The 19718-nt window shown below is 65.4% G+C and carries 19 protein-coding genes and 1 pseudogene; 4 read left to right on the top strand and 16 right to left on the bottom strand.

From position 1 onward, the window contains the following. Positions 1-111: 111 nt before the first annotated feature. From NI2_RS30150 to NI2_RS30140, 3 genes are all read left to right on the top strand, one after another. Complete coding sequence (locus tag NI2_RS30150; RefSeq protein ID WP_243750155.1) at positions 112-1308, top strand: esterase/lipase family protein; 1197 nt, start codon at positions 112-114, stop codon at positions 1306-1308. Positions 1309-1315: 7 nt separating this feature from the next. Then, positions 1316-2437: a PucR family transcriptional regulator gene (locus tag NI2_RS30145; RefSeq protein ID WP_067497902.1), complete on the top strand. Its 1122-nt coding sequence runs from the start codon at positions 1316-1318 to the stop codon at positions 2435-2437. 390 nt (positions 2438-2827) lie between these two features. Beyond that, on the top strand, positions 2828-4150 hold the full coding sequence (locus NI2_RS30140) for a lipase family protein (RefSeq protein ID WP_067497972.1): 1323 nt from the start codon (positions 2828-2830) through the stop codon (positions 4148-4150). 137 nt (positions 4151-4287) lie between these two features. Here NI2_RS30140 and NI2_RS30135 read toward each other — a convergent pair whose 3' ends face one another. The 5 genes and pseudogenes from NI2_RS30135 to NI2_RS30115 all read right to left on the bottom strand — a co-directional run bounded on the left by NI2_RS30135 (position 4288) and on the right by NI2_RS30115 (position 9948). Next, on the bottom strand, positions 4288-5085 hold the full coding sequence (locus tag NI2_RS30135; protein ID WP_067497900.1) for a helix-turn-helix domain-containing protein: 798 nt from the start codon (positions 5083-5085) through the stop codon (positions 4288-4290). Next, positions 5082-6677, bottom strand: a complete 1596-nt coding sequence (locus NI2_RS30130; RefSeq protein ID WP_133734297.1) for a hypothetical protein — start codon at positions 6675-6677, stop codon at positions 5082-5084. Before NI2_RS30130 ends, NI2_RS30135 begins: the two co-directional genes overlap by 4 nt. Further along, positions 6674-7456: an AAA family ATPase gene (locus tag NI2_RS30125; protein WP_243750154.1), complete on the bottom strand. Its 783-nt coding sequence runs from the start codon at positions 7454-7456 to the stop codon at positions 6674-6676. The genes NI2_RS30130 and NI2_RS30125 overlap by 4 nt, the downstream gene beginning before the upstream one ends. Beyond that, positions 7453-8972, bottom strand: a pseudogene (locus tag NI2_RS30120) (TnsB C-terminal domain-containing protein). The gene NI2_RS30125 and the pseudogene NI2_RS30120 overlap by 4 nt, the downstream one beginning before the upstream one ends. Before the next feature lie 364 nt (positions 8973-9336). Continuing rightward, complete coding sequence (locus tag NI2_RS30115) at positions 9337-9948, bottom strand: TetR/AcrR family transcriptional regulator (protein ID WP_067497895.1); 612 nt, start codon at positions 9946-9948, stop codon at positions 9337-9339. A gap of 113 nt (positions 9949-10061) precedes the next feature. Here NI2_RS30115 and NI2_RS30110 point away from each other — a divergent pair, with 113 nt between their 5' ends. Further along, positions 10062-11078 carry an NADPH:quinone oxidoreductase family protein gene (locus tag NI2_RS30110; protein ID WP_067497967.1) on the top strand — a complete coding sequence of 339 codons (1017 nt, stop codon included), beginning with the start codon at positions 10062-10064 and terminating at the stop codon, positions 11076-11078. Positions 11079-11221: 143 nt separating this feature from the next. Here the strand turns inward: NI2_RS30110 and NI2_RS30105 are convergent, their stop codons facing one another. The 11 genes from NI2_RS30105 to NI2_RS30055 all read right to left on the bottom strand — a co-directional run bounded on the left by NI2_RS30105 (position 11222) and on the right by NI2_RS30055 (position 19396). Beyond that, a complete protein-coding gene (locus tag NI2_RS30105; protein WP_067497891.1) occupies positions 11222-11779 on the bottom strand; it encodes an NUDIX hydrolase in 558 nt (185 codons plus the stop codon). Then, on the bottom strand, positions 11766-12260 hold the full coding sequence (locus tag NI2_RS30100) for an NUDIX domain-containing protein (protein ID WP_067497888.1): 495 nt from the start codon (positions 12258-12260) through the stop codon (positions 11766-11768). The genes NI2_RS30105 and NI2_RS30100 overlap by 14 nt, the downstream gene beginning before the upstream one ends. Before the next feature lie 44 nt (positions 12261-12304). Continuing rightward, positions 12305-13147 (bottom strand): SAM-dependent methyltransferase, encoded by an 843-nt coding sequence (locus NI2_RS30095; protein WP_166655846.1) that lies wholly within the window; start codon positions 13145-13147, stop codon positions 12305-12307. 101 nt (positions 13148-13248) lie between these two features. Beyond that, the gene (locus tag NI2_RS30090; RefSeq protein ID WP_067497882.1) at positions 13249-13926 is read right to left on the bottom strand and encodes a hypothetical protein; all 678 of its coding nucleotides are present in this window, start codon (positions 13924-13926) and stop codon (positions 13249-13251) included. After that, on the bottom strand, positions 13923-14450 hold the full coding sequence (locus NI2_RS30085; protein ID WP_067497879.1) for a hypothetical protein: 528 nt from the start codon (positions 14448-14450) through the stop codon (positions 13923-13925). The genes NI2_RS30090 and NI2_RS30085 overlap by 4 nt, the downstream gene beginning before the upstream one ends. Positions 14451-14618: 168 nt before the next feature. Continuing rightward, positions 14619-14903, bottom strand: coding sequence for a hypothetical protein (locus tag NI2_RS30080; RefSeq protein WP_067497878.1), 285 nt, complete (start codon positions 14901-14903; stop codon positions 14619-14621). 31 nt (positions 14904-14934) lie between these two features. Next, positions 14935-16674 carry a cutinase family protein gene (locus NI2_RS30075; RefSeq protein WP_084476989.1) on the bottom strand — a complete coding sequence of 580 codons (1740 nt, stop codon included), beginning with the start codon at positions 16672-16674 and terminating at the stop codon, positions 14935-14937. A 373-nt stretch (positions 16675-17047) separates the two neighbouring features. Continuing rightward, a complete protein-coding gene (locus tag NI2_RS30070) occupies positions 17048-17647 on the bottom strand; it encodes a DUF5753 domain-containing protein (protein ID WP_067497872.1) in 600 nt (199 codons plus the stop codon). A gap of 86 nt (positions 17648-17733) precedes the next feature. Continuing rightward, positions 17734-18174, bottom strand: coding sequence for a hypothetical protein (locus NI2_RS30065; protein ID WP_067497869.1), 441 nt, complete (start codon positions 18172-18174; stop codon positions 17734-17736). A 236-nt stretch (positions 18175-18410) separates the two neighbouring features. Further along, positions 18411-18830 carry a hypothetical protein gene (locus NI2_RS30060; protein ID WP_067497866.1) on the bottom strand — a complete coding sequence of 140 codons (420 nt, stop codon included), beginning with the start codon at positions 18828-18830 and terminating at the stop codon, positions 18411-18413. A gap of 20 nt (positions 18831-18850) precedes the next feature. Next, complete coding sequence (locus tag NI2_RS30055; protein ID WP_067497864.1) at positions 18851-19396, bottom strand: hypothetical protein; 546 nt, start codon at positions 19394-19396, stop codon at positions 18851-18853. Positions 19397-19718: the final 322 nt, after the last annotated feature.

Genomic DNA, 19718 nt, shown 5'->3' with positions numbered 1-19718 from the left:
ACGAAGCGATGTCCATCACAGTGTCGCTTGATTGTGGTCCGAGTCACTTGGATCGGTTGTGTGTGGTCGATCAGATAGGAATTGTTGGAAATGCTTGCAATGAAGCAGCACATGCGTCGGTCCGTTGTGGCCGCCGCGCTCATCGTGGGAGTCGCCGTTGGGCACGGACTCGCAGCCACACCCGCCGCCGCGGAGACCGCGCCTACCTCGGACTTGCAGTCTCTGGCCGACGCGATCAGCGAGGGGCTCAAGCCTTCGCCGGACGGCAGACAACCTCAGGCGATCGTCGACTCGGGCGGTAGTTCGGGCAGCGGTTCCGGCAGTTCGGGCAGTGGATCAGGCAGCGCGTCCGGGAGCGCCTCGGGCAGCAGTTCCGGGTATGGACACAGCACGGCCGCAGCGCCTACCGGCCAGGGCCCGGAACTGAGCGCCCCGCTGGCCGCCTTCGCTTACGGGCTGGTCAGCCCCGATGTCGCCCCCGCGGGCGCGAACAACTGGGATTGCAAGCCCAGCGATGCCCATCCCCGCCCGGTGGTGCTGTTGCACGGCACCTGGCTCAACGCCTTCGACACCTTCAGCTACCTCTCACCGCAACTCGCACGAGCCGGGTTCTGTGTCTTCGCCCTGAACTTCGGACGCTCCGGTCTCATCGAGGGCGGCGGCGTCGGCGCCATCCTGCCCGGCCGCTACGGCGTCGGACCCATCGAGGAGTCCTCTGGCCAGATCGCTGACTTCATCGACCGGGTACGCACGACAACCGGTGCGGACAAGGTCGACATCGTGGGCCACTCCCAAGGCGGCACCGCCGCGAACCATTACCTGAAGTTCGAAGGTGGCGCGGACAAGGTCGACAAGCTGGTCACCTACGGTGCCACCCACCACGGCACCACCCTGATGGGCATCGCGACGCTCGGTCGGGCGATCAATAACCTCGGCATCGATGTTCTCGGGTTCGGCGAACCGATCATCGGGATTGCGAATATTCAGCAGACGGTCGGGTCTCCGTTCTACGCCACGCTCAACGCGAAGGGCGACACCGTTCCCGGTGTCGACTACACCGCGGTGGCATCACGCTGGGACGAGGTCACCAACCCCTATGACCTTGCGTTCCTCAAAGCAGGTGAGGGCGCGACGGTCCGCAACATCACCCTGCAGGAAGGGTGCGAACAGGACCTGTCCGATCACCTGACCCTGATGTATTCACCGCGCTCGGCCTCTATCGCTCTCAACGCCCTCGACCCCGTCAACCACCCGGCCCTGAACTGCTCGTTCAACCCGTGGTTGATCGGTGGCAGCGGCAAGCTGTGAGTCCGCGATGACCGCCGCCCATATCGAGGTCTACTCGCCGGCGCAGCTCGCGCCGGCGACCGACCGGATCGCACACAAGATCCTCGAAACCATCCCCCGTCGTAGCCGACGAGGAAACGTGTTGCGCGAGGAGATCAGCGCCATCGTCGTCGACTGCCTGGCACTGGTCTCCGACACAGAGCGCACACGCCCCGGCGGCCGGATCCCGCGTATCCGTCCGGCCGCCGCACGCTGGGCCAGCATCGGTGTACCGATCGAAACAGTGCAGCAGCATGTGCACGCCGGGTTTCGACTACACCTCGACGATCTCGAGGCCCGCGGTGCGCCTTTCGGCGAAGTCCATCGACTGATGGACGCGTTGAGCTCGGTGACCGCGACGGTGTCGACGATCTATATGGAGGTCGCACCGCCGAGCGACGACCGCGGTGGGTACGTGGCTCACACGCTGCTCAGCGGCCGCTATACGACCAGAGCTACTCGTGAGCACGGTGCGCCACTCGATGATCGGTACACCGTGCTCGCGGTGGCCGCCGATCGGTCCGGGCGCGAGACGGTATCACCACGCGAGTTCCGGGAGATGCTCTCGGTCCGATTCGGCCAACCCGTGCCGGGACTGGAGTCCCCGTTCGGCGCGACGATTCTGGTGCCGGAATCCTTCGCCACCGACAAGATCCGCCAGATGGTCAAACGGACCTCACTCACCGTGGTGGGGGTGACCGTCGACCGAGACCGGATTCCCTGCACCGCAGAAGAGGCACACGAACTGCTGGATGTGGCGATACGCCTGCATCACCCACCGGGCATGTACGAGATCGAAGACCTCGCTATCGAGTACCAGCTGACCCGGCCAGGGCCGGGACGGGATCGCCTCGAAGTGTTCCTCGACCCGGTGGCTGAGTTCCCAGACTTGATCGCCACGCTGCGCGTCCATATCAACAACGGCCTCAACCGCCGACTCACCGCACGCGAAACCCATATCCACATGAACACCGTCGACTACCGGCTCCGACGGATCTACGAGCTCGTGGGACTCGATGCGCGCGATCCAAAGCTCATCTGGCTCCTACAGGCCGCACTGATCGTGCGCGACTACCAGTCGGTCGACCAGCCCACCAGCACCGCCGTCTAGTGCCCGGTCAAGCAACAGGGAGATATGTCCGGCGCCGGATCTTGGAACCGGTGGCGAGGTCACGGACCGGTCCGGCGGACCGCCAACGGATGTAACCCCCTGATCGCGTGCCCTGCTCGATCAGTCGGGCGCCGGGCCGAACGCCGGGCCTCCAGCGCGGTAGCGCTGCCCGTCCGGCGTTGACCGGACCCCACAAGCAGGGGCCCGGTCAACGCCGACGTCGGGCCCCTGCTCTGCGGGTACACACAGTAGCGATCGAATTGTACTGGGAGACAATTCTTTTCACCACCACTTCTCATTAGGTTTGGGATGTGCATGCGGCCGTTCGGTCGGCTACCCCCTCTGCCATATCGGCGCCCGGAGAACGTGGCGCGCGAAAGGACCACCAGGATGAGCTCGCCCCGCGTGTCGGATGCTGTGCCCCCGACTCTCACCGACAATCCCGCCGCCCGGGCGATCCGCCCGGAAAGCGACGAGTTCTACTGCCCGCCCGCGGATTTCGCGACCCGACCGCCGGGTACGATCCTGCGCACCCGCGTCACCGAGATCGCCTTGTTCGGTCTGATCCCTCAGCGGTTGTCGGCCTGGCAACTGCTCTACCGCACCAGCGATCTGCACCGCGCCCCCGAGGTCGCAGTCACCACGGTGCTGCTTCCGGCCGACGCCGAAGCCATCGCGCGCCCGCTGGTGTCGTTTCAATGCGCGATCGACGGTGTCAGCTCGAACTGCTTCCCCTCCTACGCCCTACGCCGGGGCGCGCGAGCACTGGGGGCGATTCCGCAACTGGAGTTACCGGTCATCGCCGAAGCCCTAGCCAGAGGCTGGGCAGTCTCGATCCCCGATCACGGAGGCATGGGCGGGCATTTCGGAGTCGCGCGCGAACCCGGCTATCGCGCCCTCGACGCCGCCCGCGCGGCACTGGCTTTCGAACCACTGAGCCTATCGCCCACCACCGAGGTCGGCCTGTGGGGCTATTCCGGCGGAGGGCTTGCGACCGCGTGGGCGGCAGAAGTCGCCGCGGACTACGCACCGGAACTCAATATCGTCGGCGCGGTCGCGGGCTCACCCGTCGGCGATCCCGGGGCCACCTTCGTCCGGCTCAACGGCTCCCTGATGTCAGGGTTCTCCACGGTCTGCGTCGCGGCATTGCAGCGCGCCTACCCAGTACTCGAGCAACTACTGGCCAACCACGCCAAACCCGAATTCCACACCCTGCTCGCCGACGCCGCCTCGCGCACCACCTTGGCATTGTTGTCGCGATTCGCGGGCAAGAACCTCGACCGCTACAGCGAGTCCAGCTTCGCCGAACTGCTGGACCTGCCCGAGATGCGCGCTGTCCTCGACGACATCCGCCCCGGGGCGCAGGCGCCCTCGATGCCGGTCCTGGTCATTCAAGGTGTCAACGACGAACTGATCGCCGTCCAAGATGTGGACCGCCACGTCGAGCGATACCGGCGCGCCGGCGCACATGTGCACTACGTCCGCGACCGCCTGAGTATGCACCTCGCCCTGCTCTACCTCGGCACCCCGTTGACCATGGCTTGGCTGGCCGATCGATTCGAGGGCCGCACTCTGCCACCCAGTACCACCACGACGGTGTGGTCACTCACCTGGCGCGGAACCGATGTCCTGGCCCACCTACGATTCGCCGCACTATTCGTCCGGATGCTGTGCAGCAGACCCATTTCCCAACGTCGAGCGATGCGGGGATAGCCCCGCCGACTGAGATTCAGCGGCGATCAGTCGACCTAGCCACCACGACAGGCATACCTAGTCCAACCCCCGGCGCGCTCGAACCTGCCTCGCCAGCTCCGATCAGGTCCGTCGCACCAACGCGGCAGTGACCACAGCTACCAGTGCAGTTCGGGGCGTTGGCTGAAGCCGAGGGCGAACAGAGAATCGGGATGTATATCGAGTGCGCCCAGTCTGTCTCGGGGGCTATCGGTGCCACTGTGCTCACTTCGGGACACCGCGATCCGACGATCGATCAACGATTGGACAGGGTCGCCGCCGGTCGCCGATGTCAGCTTCTCGCCGACTGATGCCGGATCAGGGAAGGGTGCCAAGAGATTCTTGCGCAACAGTTTGTGCAGGTTGACCGCTTCATGCGGGGTGAGCGGCTGACGTAAGAAGGCGCGGTCGGTAAACTTTTCGCGTATATGCGACGGCAGTGCGCCCGGTCGCAGGACAACACTCACCCGATGATCGGTGCACACCACCGCCAACGCGGTCGGCGACAGTTGAACGCCGAGCGCCGCCACAGCCTGCTCCAGGCGCTCGTGTGACCAACCGCAGTGGTGAAGCACGAGATCGATGTCGATCCCGTCGTGAGCCACGGCCAACGCCAACAACAGCACCGCGTCGTCACAACCACGGGGTCCCGGCTCGGCCTCGAGCTGCGGTGGCCCAGAGTCGAGTATCAGCAGTTCATTCGGTGTCAGGCCCAAGACCCGTGTCAGTCGTGCGAGCACGGCCAAACTCACACTGCGCTGGTCACGGTCGTTTTGAAGTACTTGCAGACCGATACCGATCGCGGTGTCCAGACGCGCACCGGTCAACCCCAGCTCGGTCGCGCGGTCACGGATCGCCGAATAATTCAGGCACGGCACAAAAGCCGGCTCCCGCCGCTTGTGCACTCGTTCGGTCACGACTGGACCAGCCATCGCCCGGCGGCATCGGTTGTGGCAGTCCAGTCACTGTCGCGGTGCAAATTCGGCCCGACCCACCAGCCCTGCGCCTTCACATGCCAGTTCGTTTCCACGCTTGCCGGTTGCCCCAGTCCGACCCCGCACTCGAGTGCCGATGCCGTAAGGATGTGGCCGCCCACCCCGACCCCGCCGGCGAGCAGCGGCCTGTCCGGCTGGGTCCCGCGCAACTGAAGGAACCTTCGGGCCGCGCGCAACGCCGACCGCGCGGGCTCAGGAACCCCGACCACGAAGTGCCGATTCATGGTTGCGATGGCCCCGCCACGCGGCTGGGTACGCAGGGCCAACACCGCCGCGTCGGCAGACAGAGCGCTGATCGGGATCCTGAGCAGATACTGGGCCGGAAATCCGGTGAACACGGCGGTGACCAGAGCGGCGGCGTGCACCGGGCTGGCCAGCCCGCACCGGATCGTCTCCGCGAGCGCTTCGGTGACCGGCAAGGCCGTCATGCCGGGCCCGGACGCGGTGAACAGGTTGATCCGGGGCAGCTCGATCAGCATGCCGTGACGAAGGCACCCCGCTTGTGCGCCCCGTACGAGGGTAATGGTGTGGGCGCGGGTGGGGCTGGCGATCACCAGCTCGGCCAGGAACCGTTGCACCGCCGCGGCATCGTGGAAGCGTGCGGGAAGGTTCGCGTCGTCGCGCGAGCGCCCCACACACAGCAACCCTGCGACCAGGTTTTGCAGCTGGTAGGACTCGTAGCGGCCATGCAACAGCGCCGAACCAGCCGCGACCTCATCGGCGCTCAACCCGATCGGGAACAATTCCCGCATCTGCTCGACCGTGGCGACGAACCCGGTCGAGGCGTCGGGATCGGGCAGATCGTGCATCCACCGGCACGCCGCGTCCATCCCTGCCCGATACACCGCGTCCAGCGTCGCGAACTGCTCCGGCGACAGAGTCCGGAAGGCCTCGGCCCGAAACGCCAACACATCGGCATCGGGCACCGGCGCCATCACCGGGTTGTGCTGCTCTGGTTCTCCCGCAATCGACGGCACTGGTGGGCGCGCGGCATCGGGAAGCTGAGCCAGATCCTCGATCACCGGGTAGTCCTCACCACCGGGCAGCTGCCATCCCAGTTGCACCCGTGCCCCACCGTGGTAGACCAGCACCAGCTCGATGCCGTCGTGGCGCAAACTCAACAGCGACGTCATCGCCGCTTGCGAAATCCGGTGTGCCCGCAGCACGATGACCCGCGAAATCCCCAACGTGGCTACCCACGCGGCGGCGGCCTGCCAGGCCGGAATGACACCGGAGATCTTCTGTTCCGACAATCGCCGCACCGAACACCCCAGCGCCGCGAGCACGTCATGGGCCAAACCCTGTGCACTCGAGCTTCCCGGGGTCGGATCGACAGTGATCACCCCACCCGACCCGAGCCCCGCGTCGAGCAGGGCGTGAGTGATGGCGGCATCGTCAGCGTGATCCCACACCAGCACCACCGGCGCCAACTGCCGTAGCGGGTCCGCCCTCACACAAGTTTCGTCCCAGTCGTCGATCACCGCATCGGTGACGTCCTTCGATGGAAGGTTCACCAGGTCCGTCCGCTCAACTTGGTGAACACCCAACCCAACACGTCACGATCGACAGTGTCGCGGTCCAAACGCTGTAGCGCCCGATCGGCGTGGGCGGTGATCTTGGCCCAGGACCGAAAATTGCCGTGACCGGCAGCCGAGTCGGCAAAGGAGATCACCTCAGGGTCGGCCTTGGCCCAGATCGGGTGATACGCGGGAATCACCCGCAACACCTGCTCGGCGTCCATCCGCCGGAACTCCTGCCACACATACACCCGCGAAGACAACATCGGCTCGCGCCGCAACACCTGATAGCAGTCCCCACCGCCGACGAACACGATCGCGATGTCGGTGCGCCGGTCGTCCCACAGATGCCGCCAATACTCGAAACACTCCCGCGAGAGCCACTGCGCCTCATCACACACCAACACCCGAAACCGTTCCGAGAGCGCATCTTTGAGGACATGATCGAACTCGATCGGCTTGCCCGGCGGGGCACCGCTGATCGCGAGCGCGTCGAAGAGCACGTGACGGATGTCGCGGGCGGTCGGGCGGGCACGGAACTGCACCCGGCACACCATTCCCGGCGCCAACCGCCGCAACGACGCGTTCACCGACAACGTCTTGCCCAGTCCGGCGTCGCCGTAGAGACACATCATCGCCTTGGCCGCGATCACATCGGCGAGGTTGTCCTGGGTGCGCAGCAACGACTCGGTCGCCACGATATGGGCCCCCGGCAAGCCCAAAAAATGATCGGCCTGCTCATCACCGACATCCAGACCAGGATTACGTGTGCTCACCGAACGTGAGTCCTTCCCTCATCGTCGGAATCGAGATCCACCGGCAACACCCAACCCGGCGCCGGCGGGGACAGCGGAAAAAGATCCGGCCGTGACCATCGCGCCAGATCCTGGATGCATTCGTCGCCGAGTTCACGCCGCGCCTCGGCGACGGTGAAAGTGCCGAGGCGTTGGGCCGCAGCAGGAGTAGTCGTCGCGGCATATCGGACGCGGCGAGCCTTCTCCGCCGCGGCCAGATCCGCCCGCAACTGCAGAGCCTTGCGATTACGGGCACGGCGCACCGCGCCGACAACCTCGGGTGAGGCTTGATCAGCCAAGGCCGCAGAACCCAGGTGCGCACCGGATTTGGCGTCGAATACCTCGACCTCGTGGGTGTGGTGGGGCATGTACCGCAACCGCACCACGGCGCCGACCATCCCGACCATCCAGTCCGCCACATAGTGGCGCCCACGGCCGAACCCGACCCCTTTGGTGGTGATCTTGCGATGCTTGCGGTCATCTTCGAGAGTGAACATCCACAGCGCGTCCGCGTCGACCTCGTGCAACGGTGTCGGGTCAGCCGACCACGACTCCACAGGCGAAAGGCCACCCAGACGGTCGATGTCGTGGTCGATGCTGGTGTTCCATCCGTCCACCCAGCCAGTAACTCGGCGACGAACGCCTCGAACGGCAGCGCCGGGGCGTCTGGATCGACTCGCGCACCGTTGATGCCGGTTTGGGCGTGGGTGTAGCGCGGCATCTCCGCAACCAGCATCCGCTCCATCGCACCGTTGATCGTCTCGATAGTGCCTTTCAAGTGCGGTGTGTAGCCGGGCAGATCCACCACCCGCACCGCGAACGCACCCATCGCATCGCTCACGGTGCGTGACAGGAAGTCTTTGCCCTGATCAATGCGTACCACCGTGGGCAGCCCTCCGGCCGGACCGTACGGCGGTGTCCGCAGAATCGAGGCACGTAACGCCGCCAAGATCGACTCCCGGTTCGGTGTCCTCGGGGTCACCGCCGCACCCATAATCACGCAATGGGCGGTGTCGACGAACCAGGTCACCCACGGTTTCATCAACCGCCCATCGACATCGACCTCTACCGCGGCTTCCACATGATCGGTTTCCCATACCGCATTGCGATACTGACCGGCGCTGGGCCGTTTGAGGAACACATCGAACTTGCGTCGCGACCGCTCACCTGCCCGCAGACCTGCGATGTCGCCACGGGTCATATCCACCCGGATCGCACGATGGATCGTCGACAGACTTGGTGCTGGTGGGCCGCCGTCACGTTCACGTTGCCGCAGCTCACGATGTAGTGCAGAGGCGTTGCCACGCCAATACGCCAATCGAACCCGTAACTGCGCGTCGATTCGGAACCGTGGGCTCGCCGCTGACGTCGAGGCGGTCCGCATGGCAGCGACCCATCGCCAGACCGTCCGTTCGGTCACGCCCAACGTTTCAGCGGTCAATCGGACGTGATCGCTGGACAGGTCACCGCATTGGTCCAGTACTGCCAACCGATCCATCGCGGCCTGCCGCAATACGCGCCCCGCAGCATCGGCCACCAGTACACGCCTTCCAGATCCGTTGGCCTGCAACTTATCCGAGCAAGCGCGCTACAGAGCATTCGATCACGACTCAGGTTGTCGGTGGGGTGGTTTTTACTGACATGAAGTGACGAATCGGCACTGACATTTCAATGACGAGTCTCACCGACCCGTCCATCTCGCCAAGTGAGTAAACAGCGGTAGGCCCCCGACCATGAGGATGATCTAGGTGTTGCTGGCCAGGAGGTGTTGACGCCGGAACTGCGTCGGCCGGGTAAATGACCGGATGATGCTGGAGCCTCGACGGAGCGGTCGGCACCCAAGTGCGCACCCCGACGAGTGTCTACGCAGCGCTTGTGAGTGCGGACCATCCGGCCATCGCGCCTGTCACAATGCCTTCCAGTTCGGCGCGCGACGCACCATCGCGAGCTTGAATCGAGAGGCCCTGCACGATGGTGGCGTAGTAGCGTGCGACGGCGTCGATGTCGGTTTCGCTCGCAGCGAGCTCGCCTTCATCGATCCCGCGTTGCAGCCGGTCCCTGATCGCCGTGAACTGCGAGCGCCGGATTTCGGCCAGGAACTCGCGGACAGGCTCGTTCTCGATCGCGCCTGTGGGTGCGGCGAGGATGAGCATGCAGTAGTGCGGAGCGTCGGATCGCGTGATCTGGTCGACGGTCGCCCGCAGCATGGCCTGGATCGCCTCTCGCACGGCCGAGTGCTCGTCGAGCGCGTTGCGTGGCGGTGCACCGGCGGTCGCGCCGTAGCGGTCCATGACCTGGCGGAAGAGGCTCTCTTTGCTGCCGAAGTAGGAGTAGATGCTCGCCGAGGCGATGCCCATCGCCCGGGTCAGGTCGCTGAGTGAGGTGCCCTCGTAGCCGCGTTCCCAGAACACCTCGAGCGCCTGCTGCAAGGCGGTGTCAGGGTCGAATGTGAGCGGCCTCCCGCGACTGGCCATGTCCGTGTGCCTCCATGCTTTGTTTGTCGTTCGATCAACATTAGCTTGACCAGCTCCGAACCTCCGTGACAAGGTTTGTTTGTCAATCAGTAAACAAACCCGATCGGATGGTCATGAGCATTCCTGCAACGATGCGCGCCCTACAGCAGTCGTCCCTGGACGGACCCAAGAGCCTTCACCTGATACCTGATGCGCCGGTGCCCGCTCCCGGCCCGGGCGAGGTTCTGATCCGGGTCGGCGCGGCGGGCGTCAACTTCGTCGACATCTCGCAGTCCCATGGCGTGTTCGCCGGTGGCCCACAGCCTCCATACGTGGCGGGCATCGAGGCGGCCGGCGAGGTTGTCGCACTCGGCGAAGGCGTCTCCGGCGTCGAACTCGGCGCCCACGTCATCGGCGTCACGATCATGGGAGGGGCCTTCGCGGAGTACGCCGTGTTGATGGAGGCTGGGACAGTGTCGTTGCCACCGGGTTGGACCGACGAGCAGGCGTTGGGTCTGGTCGTGTCCTGGCCGACCGCCTTGGCCGCGCTCAAACCGCTGGGTCAGCTCGAATTGGGGCAGACGGTTCTCATCCACGCGGCCGCAGGAGGAACCGGCCAGGTGGCCGTGAAGCTCGCCAAGCACTACGGCGCAACGGTGATCGCCGCGGCGTCCTCCGACAAGCACGAGGTGGTCAAGAACCTGGGCGCGGACTACCTCCTCGACTCACGCAGCAGCGAACTTGCTACCGAGGTCCTTCGCCTGACCGACGGCGCGGGCGTCGACCTCGTGCTGGAGTCGGTCGGCGGCGCCACCTTCGAGGCGAGCCTGGCCGCCGCCAAGCCGATCACTGGCCGCGTCGTCGTGTTCGGCCTCGCCGGAGGCGAGGCTTCGATCACCAACTGGGACCTCGTCTACAAGCACCAGGTCCACCTCATCGGGCTGAACATCGGGATTCTGATCCAGTCCGCACCGCACATCTTCGGCCAGGTAATGGGAGAGATGTTCGGCCTCATCGCGAGCGGGGTCCTCGGTCCAGGCACTCCTACAACCCGCGAACTGTCGGACGGCACGCAAGCACTCCAGGACCTCGAGGCACGCACCACGGTGGGAAAACTCGCGCTCGTGCCGTCAACATCACTCTCGGCGTAACCCTCAGCGGTAGGAGTGAAAGGACCGTTCCATATTCGCCGCTGACTCCGGAGGGCGATCGGGCTGCGCTCGCGCAGGTTGCCAACTGTTGAAGCTACTGCACCGCAGAGGCTTTCGACACTCTCGGGAGCCAGCGGAGCTGATCAGCCGATCCTGGCTCGCGCGTCGACCGCGCGCGCGATGCGCGTACCGACGAGGCTCTCTGCCTCGGCGAGCGGATACCAGTTGGCGCCGGTGATTTCGGACTCCTGGATGTCTCCGATGTCGGCCTGAGTCGAGAAGGAGTATCCGATGTCCAGGTGGAAATGGGCGGGTTCGTCCTTGGCGGTCCTTGGCGGGACCTCGCCGAACTCGACATAGGCCGGGACCTGGGAGGTCAGGACGACGTCGTCGGGGCGAATGCCGGTCTCCTCGACCAGTTCGCGCACCGCCGCGCCGATCAACGTCACGTCCTCCGGCTCGAGATGGCCGCCGGGTTGCAGCACGATCCCGTAAGCGAGGTGGTCAACGAGCAGGATCTCAGCGCCGTTCCGAACCAACAACGCACCGACAGTGACATGGAGAGGAAAGCTCCGGCGCGACGCGAAGTTCTCGCCTTGACGCATCAGCCGCATCGGCTCGGACAGTTGTTCGGACTCTTCCGGATGCATCTCCAGATAGACCGACAACGCACCAGCGATGTCGGAGTCACTGATCGCCATGCATCGCTACCTTACAAGTCGGCCAGGACTCATGACGAAACTCACGTGCCTCGACAGGCAACCCGGCGACAACCTGGCCTGGTACCTTGACAACCTCAGATAACGGCCGAGCTGGAACCGGGCCATACTCGATGTAGACAGGATTCGGTGACTCTAGGGCGACGACGCTTGGATCGAGCCCGGTTTCCTCGGCAAGCTCGCGCACCGCCGCATCGATCAGCGTGACGTCGTTTTCCTCAAGATGACCGCCTGGCTGCAAAAGCATCCCTCCATACGCTTTGTGGCGCACCAAGAGGACTTCGGAATGCTGGCGGACCAGCAGGGCGCCGACAGTCACGTGCATGGGGAAGGTTCGCCGTGAGGCGAAATCGTGTCCGCCGCGCAGCAACCGCATCGGCTCGGATAGGAGCGTGGCCTCGTCCGGGTGGTCCTCCAAGTAGGCAGCGAGCGTGTCCGAGATGTCAGAATCGCTGATCGCCATGGATTGTCCTCCGTCGAGAGCGTGTGGCAAGCGGGAGCGGCTGGCTAGCTGAGGATTTCGTCGGAAGGACCCAGGCTTCCCACCGCGACATAGCTGGCTGCCGCTGTTGACGCCGACAGCGGCGGGCGTTCGTCCATCAAATCTGATGGCTGTCCGTAGTCGTGGGTGGGGCGCCACAGATGTGCTGCGACCAGACCTGGGGCGAGAAGCCGGTACGGGGCCAGCATCGCGGTGATCTCGTCGCGGCTGCGCGGGTGAAGTCCGATCCCGTTCGCACCGAATATTGCGACTGCTGCGGCGATTTCGTCTGTGAAGACGTCGGCGGTGATGTGGCTCAACACAAGCCAGGACCCAGCGGGTAGCCCGTTGGTCAGTGCTGCGAGGACTGCGGGGGCATCGGCGAGATATTCCAAGGATCCGGACAGGCAGACCGCGACTGGTTGGGCAGGGCCCATCACCGTGGCGACGTGTTCGAGGATTGTGGGCGTATCGGTCAGGTCGATGTGGGCGACGTGGTTGCCAGGTTCTCTCAGCAGTGCACGGGCGTGGACGGTGACGAGCAGGTCGGAATCGATGTAGAGGGTTCTCACCGAGTCCCTGTGCTCCTGGGCGATGTCGTGCAGGCTCGGCGTCGTCGGGTAGCCGCATCCGAGTTCGACGATTTGAGCGATGCCGTGACGGGCGGCCAGGTGTGCGATAGCGCGTTCGACGAAGCGGCGGGATTCGGTGATGGCGATCCGTAGCGGGTCGATGGTGCCCAGCAGTTCCCCGATGCGGCGGTCGTGGAGTTCGGCGTCTTTGCGGCCGAGGATGGCGTTGAGGATGCGGGCCCGGTTGGGAGCCTCTTGATTGAGTACCACTGTTGTCGAGCTCTCGGTCTTGGGCAAGGATGCTCCTTTCGGCCGTCGGGTGGGGTGTTGGTGGTTGGTCATGGTGCCTCGCTGATCGCGGTGATTCTGGCTGCGCCGTCGGAGTGGTTCGCGCAAAGTCAGGGTGTAGTCAGCTCCCTACGACGCGGTTGAGCTCGACGGGGCACCAGGTGGGTCGGCGGGGGCGCGGGTGGTTCGATGCGGGCGAGCAGGGTCGCGATGTCGAGGTTGGTCGGATCGAGGAGGTTGAGGTGGTGTGTGCCTTCGGCGGCGGCGGCGATCGCTTCGACGAGGACCGAGCGTTGGGCCAGCCGCGCGCGTGGAGTGCCGGGTGCGAACCCGTGCTCGATCACCGCGTCCAACAAGGAGCTTCCGACGTCGACGGTGTCGCAGGCGAGGTCGATCATCGTCATGATCTCCGACCCGAACCCGGCCCGGAATTCCCAGAGCCCGGCCAGATCGCACAGCGCCTGCGATTTTCCGTAGGCGCGCAGCTCCGGCACCGGGGCGTAGGCGGCCAGGGCCCGAGCGTGGCGCCAGCATGCATCGATGCGGCGGGCCAGTAGCCGTCGTGCTTGCCACGGATCCCCGTGATGGTTGATCAGATCGCATGCCACCTCGACCGGTAGTGAATCTGATTGGCCCGTGAGGCTGTTGGGGTGCACGGTGAGGTAGACCAAGGAAAGGCACGTCGGGCCGAACGCGAGCCCGACGACGGTGTCGGGGCCGTGTCGGACCAACGCTGCGGTGGGGTCGGTGATGTTGGTGTAGTGCAGCATCGGAGCTGAGGGCTTCATTCTCGGTCGCTTGCGGGGATGCCGAGTTCGATCCGCTGCGGTCGCGCGAGGGGTGGCAGGCCGTCGGCGCGGCGGCGAGGTTGGCTGCGACCACGGGCCAAATCCAGCATCAGCCTGTCGAACTGGCGGCCGACACCCACGAATGCCGGGCCGATCGGGCACTGACCCAGGGTTGGTGGCCACTTGTCGAACAGCACCGTGAACATCGCGAGCCGGCCGACCAGTTCTCCCGCGGTGACGGGCCCGGGGACATGGTCGTCGACGAGCACCGCCACATCGGGTTGGTTCCCGAGGTGCCAGCTGATCTCGTCATCGATCACCCGGGCGATGGTGCGACTGCCTCCGGTTGCGGTGTCGGGAAGCTCGAAGTACTGCCAGTCACCGATCTGCGTGTGGTCGACGTCGAGGAGGCACATCGTCCAGAGCGCGACGTAGGCCCGGGTGGCGTGTTCGAGCGAGGTTGCCTCTGGTTGCGCACCGTTCCATACCGCGAGCAACCGGCTGGTGTCGGGCAACGGTGTCATTGGGCTGGGCATCGGTTTCCGATCGATAGGTGATGGCTGGCGGGCAGCGCGCTGCCAGACAGCGGATTCGAGGGCGTCGCGCCTTCGATGACGTGGGCAGCCCGCGGGCAAGGTTCAGTGGATGCCGGGCTGGTCAGGTGCCGGACCGAGGTTGGTAGCGGGTCAGGCTCAGCTGCCGATGACGGCGTTCATGATGGTTCCGCCGCTGGTGGCTACGACGCCGCCGATCATGGCCCCGGCGATCATCTTCGGTGATTCGAGTCCGCCACCGGTCCATTTCTCCCAGGCGAACTTCCCACCGGCGTAGGTGATGGCCACGATGCCCGAGAGCAGGATGAACCAGGTCAGGTAGCGGACCATTTGCAGGATCTTTTCCGACAGCGGTGGCGCTTGAGGAGAGGGGTTGTGCAGTTGTGTCAGCAGGTCGCTACCGGCAGCGAGCAGCGGATTCATCGGTCGCCTTTCATGGAGGTGGGTACGGGGATCAGCGGGTGGGATCTGTGATGCCGGGCTGGCGAGCAACGGTCGAAGGAGTGGTTGTGGTGTCGACGGTGATGCCGGGCTGGCGTGGCGGGGCAACGGTCACCGCAGGGGTTAAGGATGGTTGCGGCAGGGGCGGTGGAGGCGCGAGGTGTTGGGGGGCTCCCACCACCTCGATCGGCGAGGGGCTCGATCTTGGTGAGGTGGTGGGAGCGGGCGAGTCCACACCAACCGGCGCGGACATGGTCGTGGCGAACGCCGAGAGTGTCGGGGTGCTCCTGAAGGCCGAAGGCGAACGCTCGCTGGTGTGCTGCGATGGCAACGGCGCCGCGGCAGCGTCATGCGCTGCTGCGGCCAGCCACGCTCCCGCCCACGCAACGGGCGAGGGGCCACCGCCAGCGGGGTGGGAGTAGGCGTCGTGTCGCATGCCGGTTTCCCAGATCCGCACCCAGGTTGCTAGGTCGAGAAGGTCGCGGTTGTCGACGATTTCGCGTTGCACGATCTCGAAGGCGGCGCTGATCAACTCATCACCGGTCGTCGGCGGCACCAGTTCGCTGATCGCGGTGGTGAACTTTTCGCCGAGCAGAGCGACAGCGGCGCCTGGATTGGACAGGGCCACGGCCGCCAGCTGGGTGAGTGCGGCGGGGTTGAGTACCGATGCGACCACGGCGCGGACAGCGTTGAATCCGATGGTGCCCATGCGGGTTACAGCGGCCAGGGCCTGGTGGACATTCAACGCGGTTCTCCGGTCCGAGGCATCGGCGAGGCGTTGCGAGATCGACTTCTGCGGGGACACCTTCAGTGCGGCGACAGAGTCACCGGAAACATCGTCGTCGACGAGGGTGACGGCTGCGTTGAGGGAGGTGTAGGCGAGGGCTTGTCCGATCGAGATCAACGACGCGATCGGGTCCCCGGTCGAGAGCAGCGACTGCGACGCCACTCCCGCGGCGGCGCGCAGGATCACCGACCCAGCCGGGGTGTCGCAGGCCAGATCGCCTGCGACGCAGAGGCTGGCGACGCGGCCGGTCAGGGCCCCGAAGTCCTCGGGTGTGTCACGCTGGGGACCGATCCCGCCGCCCGATACCCCCGATCGCAGCGGCGCCGGTGGTAATGCTGCCAGGTGCTGGCCGTTGGTTCCGGGAGCAGGGGCCGGGGCCGTGGCGTCGGTGCCGGGGAACAAGCCCGCGCCGGGGGTGCGGGTGGGGTCGGCCATCAGAATGACGGCGGCGATCAGCTCGGGTGCGACAACACCGACCCCGGAGCCGATGTCTTGTGCGGTGATCGATGCGACATGGGCACCTTGGGAGTAGGCGAGGATCGCGATGCGAGTGGTCGGGCAGGCCGAATGCAGCTGGGTGATCATGGATTCCAGACGCAGCACCCCGGTCGCCACGGACTGTGCGTACGGGACGGGGGAGGCACCGACTGCACCACCGAAACCCGCCGGGTAGGGCACGTACGCACGATCGACCAGCCCGGGACCGGGCGCGGCGGCCAACATCGGCCGTATCACCAGCGACAACATCCCGGTATCGGTACTGGGTGCGGCATCCGGTGAGGACTCACCGGTGCCCTGCACCGCGAACACATACAGCGCTGGACAACTCGGCAACGACAGCGACGTCGACGGAACCGGCGCCGCCGTCGTTGACGGTGAAGCCCGGACCAGCCCCGCGTGGGGTGCGAACACGGTGAAGGCCACAACGCACGCCAGGGAGGCCACGGTACTGCGATTGCGTGTCATCAGTTCTCCTGCAACGGAAACGAGCCAACCCTGTTTTCCACCAGATACACACCGGGATCGTGGCCGTCGCCCCCGCGCAAGTAGATCGGTGGTGAGCGCGTCCAGCCCCGTACCAGTCCAACGAGCGGAGCCCACGCCACCGCCAACCGGTCCAGGTCGACGGGACGCCCCCGGTCGTGCTGCACATCGCGTGCAGCACGACCCACTTCGGCGGTAGCGGCACGCCTGCACGGATGATCGACAAGATCACCCTGCCGCCAACAGCGCGCAACCGGGATGGACACGATTCGTGCAGTGAATCGATCTGGGGCTCAGTCTAAGTCGAGTCCAGCCCACCGCCGAGCCGAGTGGTTCGGCAGCGGGCTGGGCACATTCAGTCGGTGTGTGTGGCCAGTACCTGGGTGAGCAGGACCCTGGCGTCGTCGCCGTAGACGGCTTGGTTCTGCAGGAGGGCGAAAGTCCGTTCGGCCACTGCGATATCGTCGGGTCGAGTGGCGATGACCTCGCCGGTGACTGTTTCGGTCTCGACCGCGGCGCTGTCGTGGATGACGAATGCCGGTGTGGGCGCACGGAATTCGGTGTGCAGCGGGACGATCCCGATCCGCATGTTGGGGCGGGTATCGAGGTTGTCGATCAGCGCTGTGATCTGGGCGCGCATCACCGCGCTACTACCGACGATGCGGTGCAATGCCCATTCGCCGATGAGGAACTCGAAGCTGTGGGTTTCACGGTCGAGGATGTGTTGGCGTTGCATTCTGGCAGCGACGACGTCGTCGAGGTCGTTCGGAACGCCGAGCACCTCGATGCAGGCGGCCAGGACCGCGCGTGCGTAGTCCTCGGTCTGGACGAGCCCGATGATCAGCTCCGGATTCCATGCGCGGTGGTGGGTGACACCGCTTTCGATGTCGATCAGGCTGCGCTGCAGCTTGGCCAGCCCGGTCTCGGTTCGGGCATACCAACTCACGTACGTCATATCGTTTTCCGTCTCTTCAGCGGTGGTGAACGCCAGGCGGTGCCCGGCGGATCGGGATATCGGTTCAGCGGGAAGTGGTGATCGGGTTACGCGACGTGTAGGGCGGCGCGCGCGGCGTCGAGGGTCATGCTGATCAGCAATTCGAAGTCGGCGAGACTGTCGGGGCGGGGTTCGGCGAGCCATACTCGGCTGTTGTCGCCGGGGGTGGGCAGCGGGATCGGTGAGCCCGTCACGGTACGGATGGCCTGCACCCTCGAGGTAGGCGGAAACAACCTGACGGCCCGGGTATCGCTGGGCTTAGGCGGGGTGGTCAAGAACGTACGGGTACCGGTCGCGACGTTGTCCACGATCGGGGTGCTCACCCGGCTGTGGCCCAGCATGTCCAGCACCAGGTCCGCCAGTTTCGAACACACCTGGATGGCGTGGACGGTGTCGGCGGGCAGGATGATCTGGTCGTGTCCGTCGAGCACGACACGCCAACCGAGGCGGCGGTAGGCGGTGCACCGATCGGCGGGGGTTTCGGTCAAGGGTCTAGCCACAATTCCTCGCAGGGCATTCGGTTGATCGGGAGGAATCCGTCCCGGATCTCAGCAACGGTCATGGACGGATGAGGATGAGAAAGCCAGTCACGCACGAAGTTCCGCACCGCAGTGCGGCATCCGCAGAAGTCGACCACCAACCCGGCACTGATCACCCGCAGATGAGTATCGGGTTCCTCCGGACGAGGTGACGGCATCCGCCGCGGCATCGCGAAGCTCCGGTTCTACCGGCACGCCGAGATCGTGGTGACCACGACCTCGGCCGAGGGCCGATACGGATCCAGCGGCTCGTGCGGTAGCCAACGGCGAGCGGGATCGCGCGGCGAGGGCAGTAACACCTCGTCACCATCGGGCACCAGCACCGCGCCGGCAGCCGACAGCGTCGCGAAGGACCCACCACTGCGCAGATGGGTGGGCACGGGCCCGGTCAGGATCGTCACGACCGGTTCCGGGGTATCGGTATGCACGATGACCGGGCCCGGCCAGGTCAATGCCGCGATCACCCGGTGACCGAGCTCGGACGGCAATTCGACGGCGCCCACAGTCCCGGTCCGCAACACGATCTGGCCGGTGGACTCGCGAACGAATGCATCGAAACCACACACATTGCGATACGTGCTGGCCCGGTGAATAACCTTGTCCACCAGTAAGACTCGTGGTGAGTTCATCGTCTTCCACCACGTTCCAGACACGCCCGGATCGCGGTGAGGACCGCGAAGGTGGTGGGTCGTTGCGGGCTGGTCGGTGGCAACTCCCACTCACGGCACCGGTCGGTATTTGTCGCCGTCGGTGTCGGGAGCGGGATCGGGGCACCGGCGGACAACACAACGACATTTCCCAACCAGAGCCGGGTGTCATCGGGCGTCGGTTCCAGGTCGCGGTCGGAGTTGGTGAGGAACGTCCATGTCCCCGACCTGGGGTGGGACACGATCGGCCCACCACTGTTCTCGGATCGAGTTAGAGCAGCGCGCACGCGTTGCCCCAGCGTCCAGGGAACCATGACCGCCTGCACTCGCCCCGCGACGACGATAATCTGACCGGTGACCGAATCCAGAGAGGCTGGCAGCTGGCACACCTGCTGGTAGTAGGCACAGCGAGATGTCACCGACACACCGAACAGGTCCGGCGCGGCCAACTCGGCCTCTGTTGCGATGCACACATCTGGATCGGGAACCTCGAGGAGGACGGTTCCGGTCGAAGTGGTGTTCATGGGTAGCCTCCACAGGCATCGGGATCGAACCTCGTAGGGGTGGCAGCTTTTCGAGACGATCGGGAGTCGATGACAGCGGCCAGTGCCCTGTCGATTGCGGCCGATCGGCGGCGGCGAGCTCGCCCACCCAACCGGTCTGCTTCGGCTTTGAGCTGTGCGACAAAGGCTTCCAGCTCGCCGGGATCGTGCCGCGCAGCGGACCTCAGGATGGCCATCAGCTCGTGGTGTTTTCGGTTCCGCACCGCTTGTGCACCCCCAATCGTGTGCGCGACTCATAGCGATCAGATAACCAGCGGCCCGGTCCGGGCTGTATGGATTCGGT

Origin of the sequence: Nocardia ignorata NBRC 108230 (genome assembly GCF_001612905.1) — a bacterium.
Lineage (GTDB): Bacteria > Actinomycetota > Actinomycetes > Mycobacteriales > Mycobacteriaceae > Nocardia > Nocardia ignorata.
Note: the sequence above shows the minus strand (reverse complement) of the source record. Positions and strands in the feature narration are given on the sequence as shown.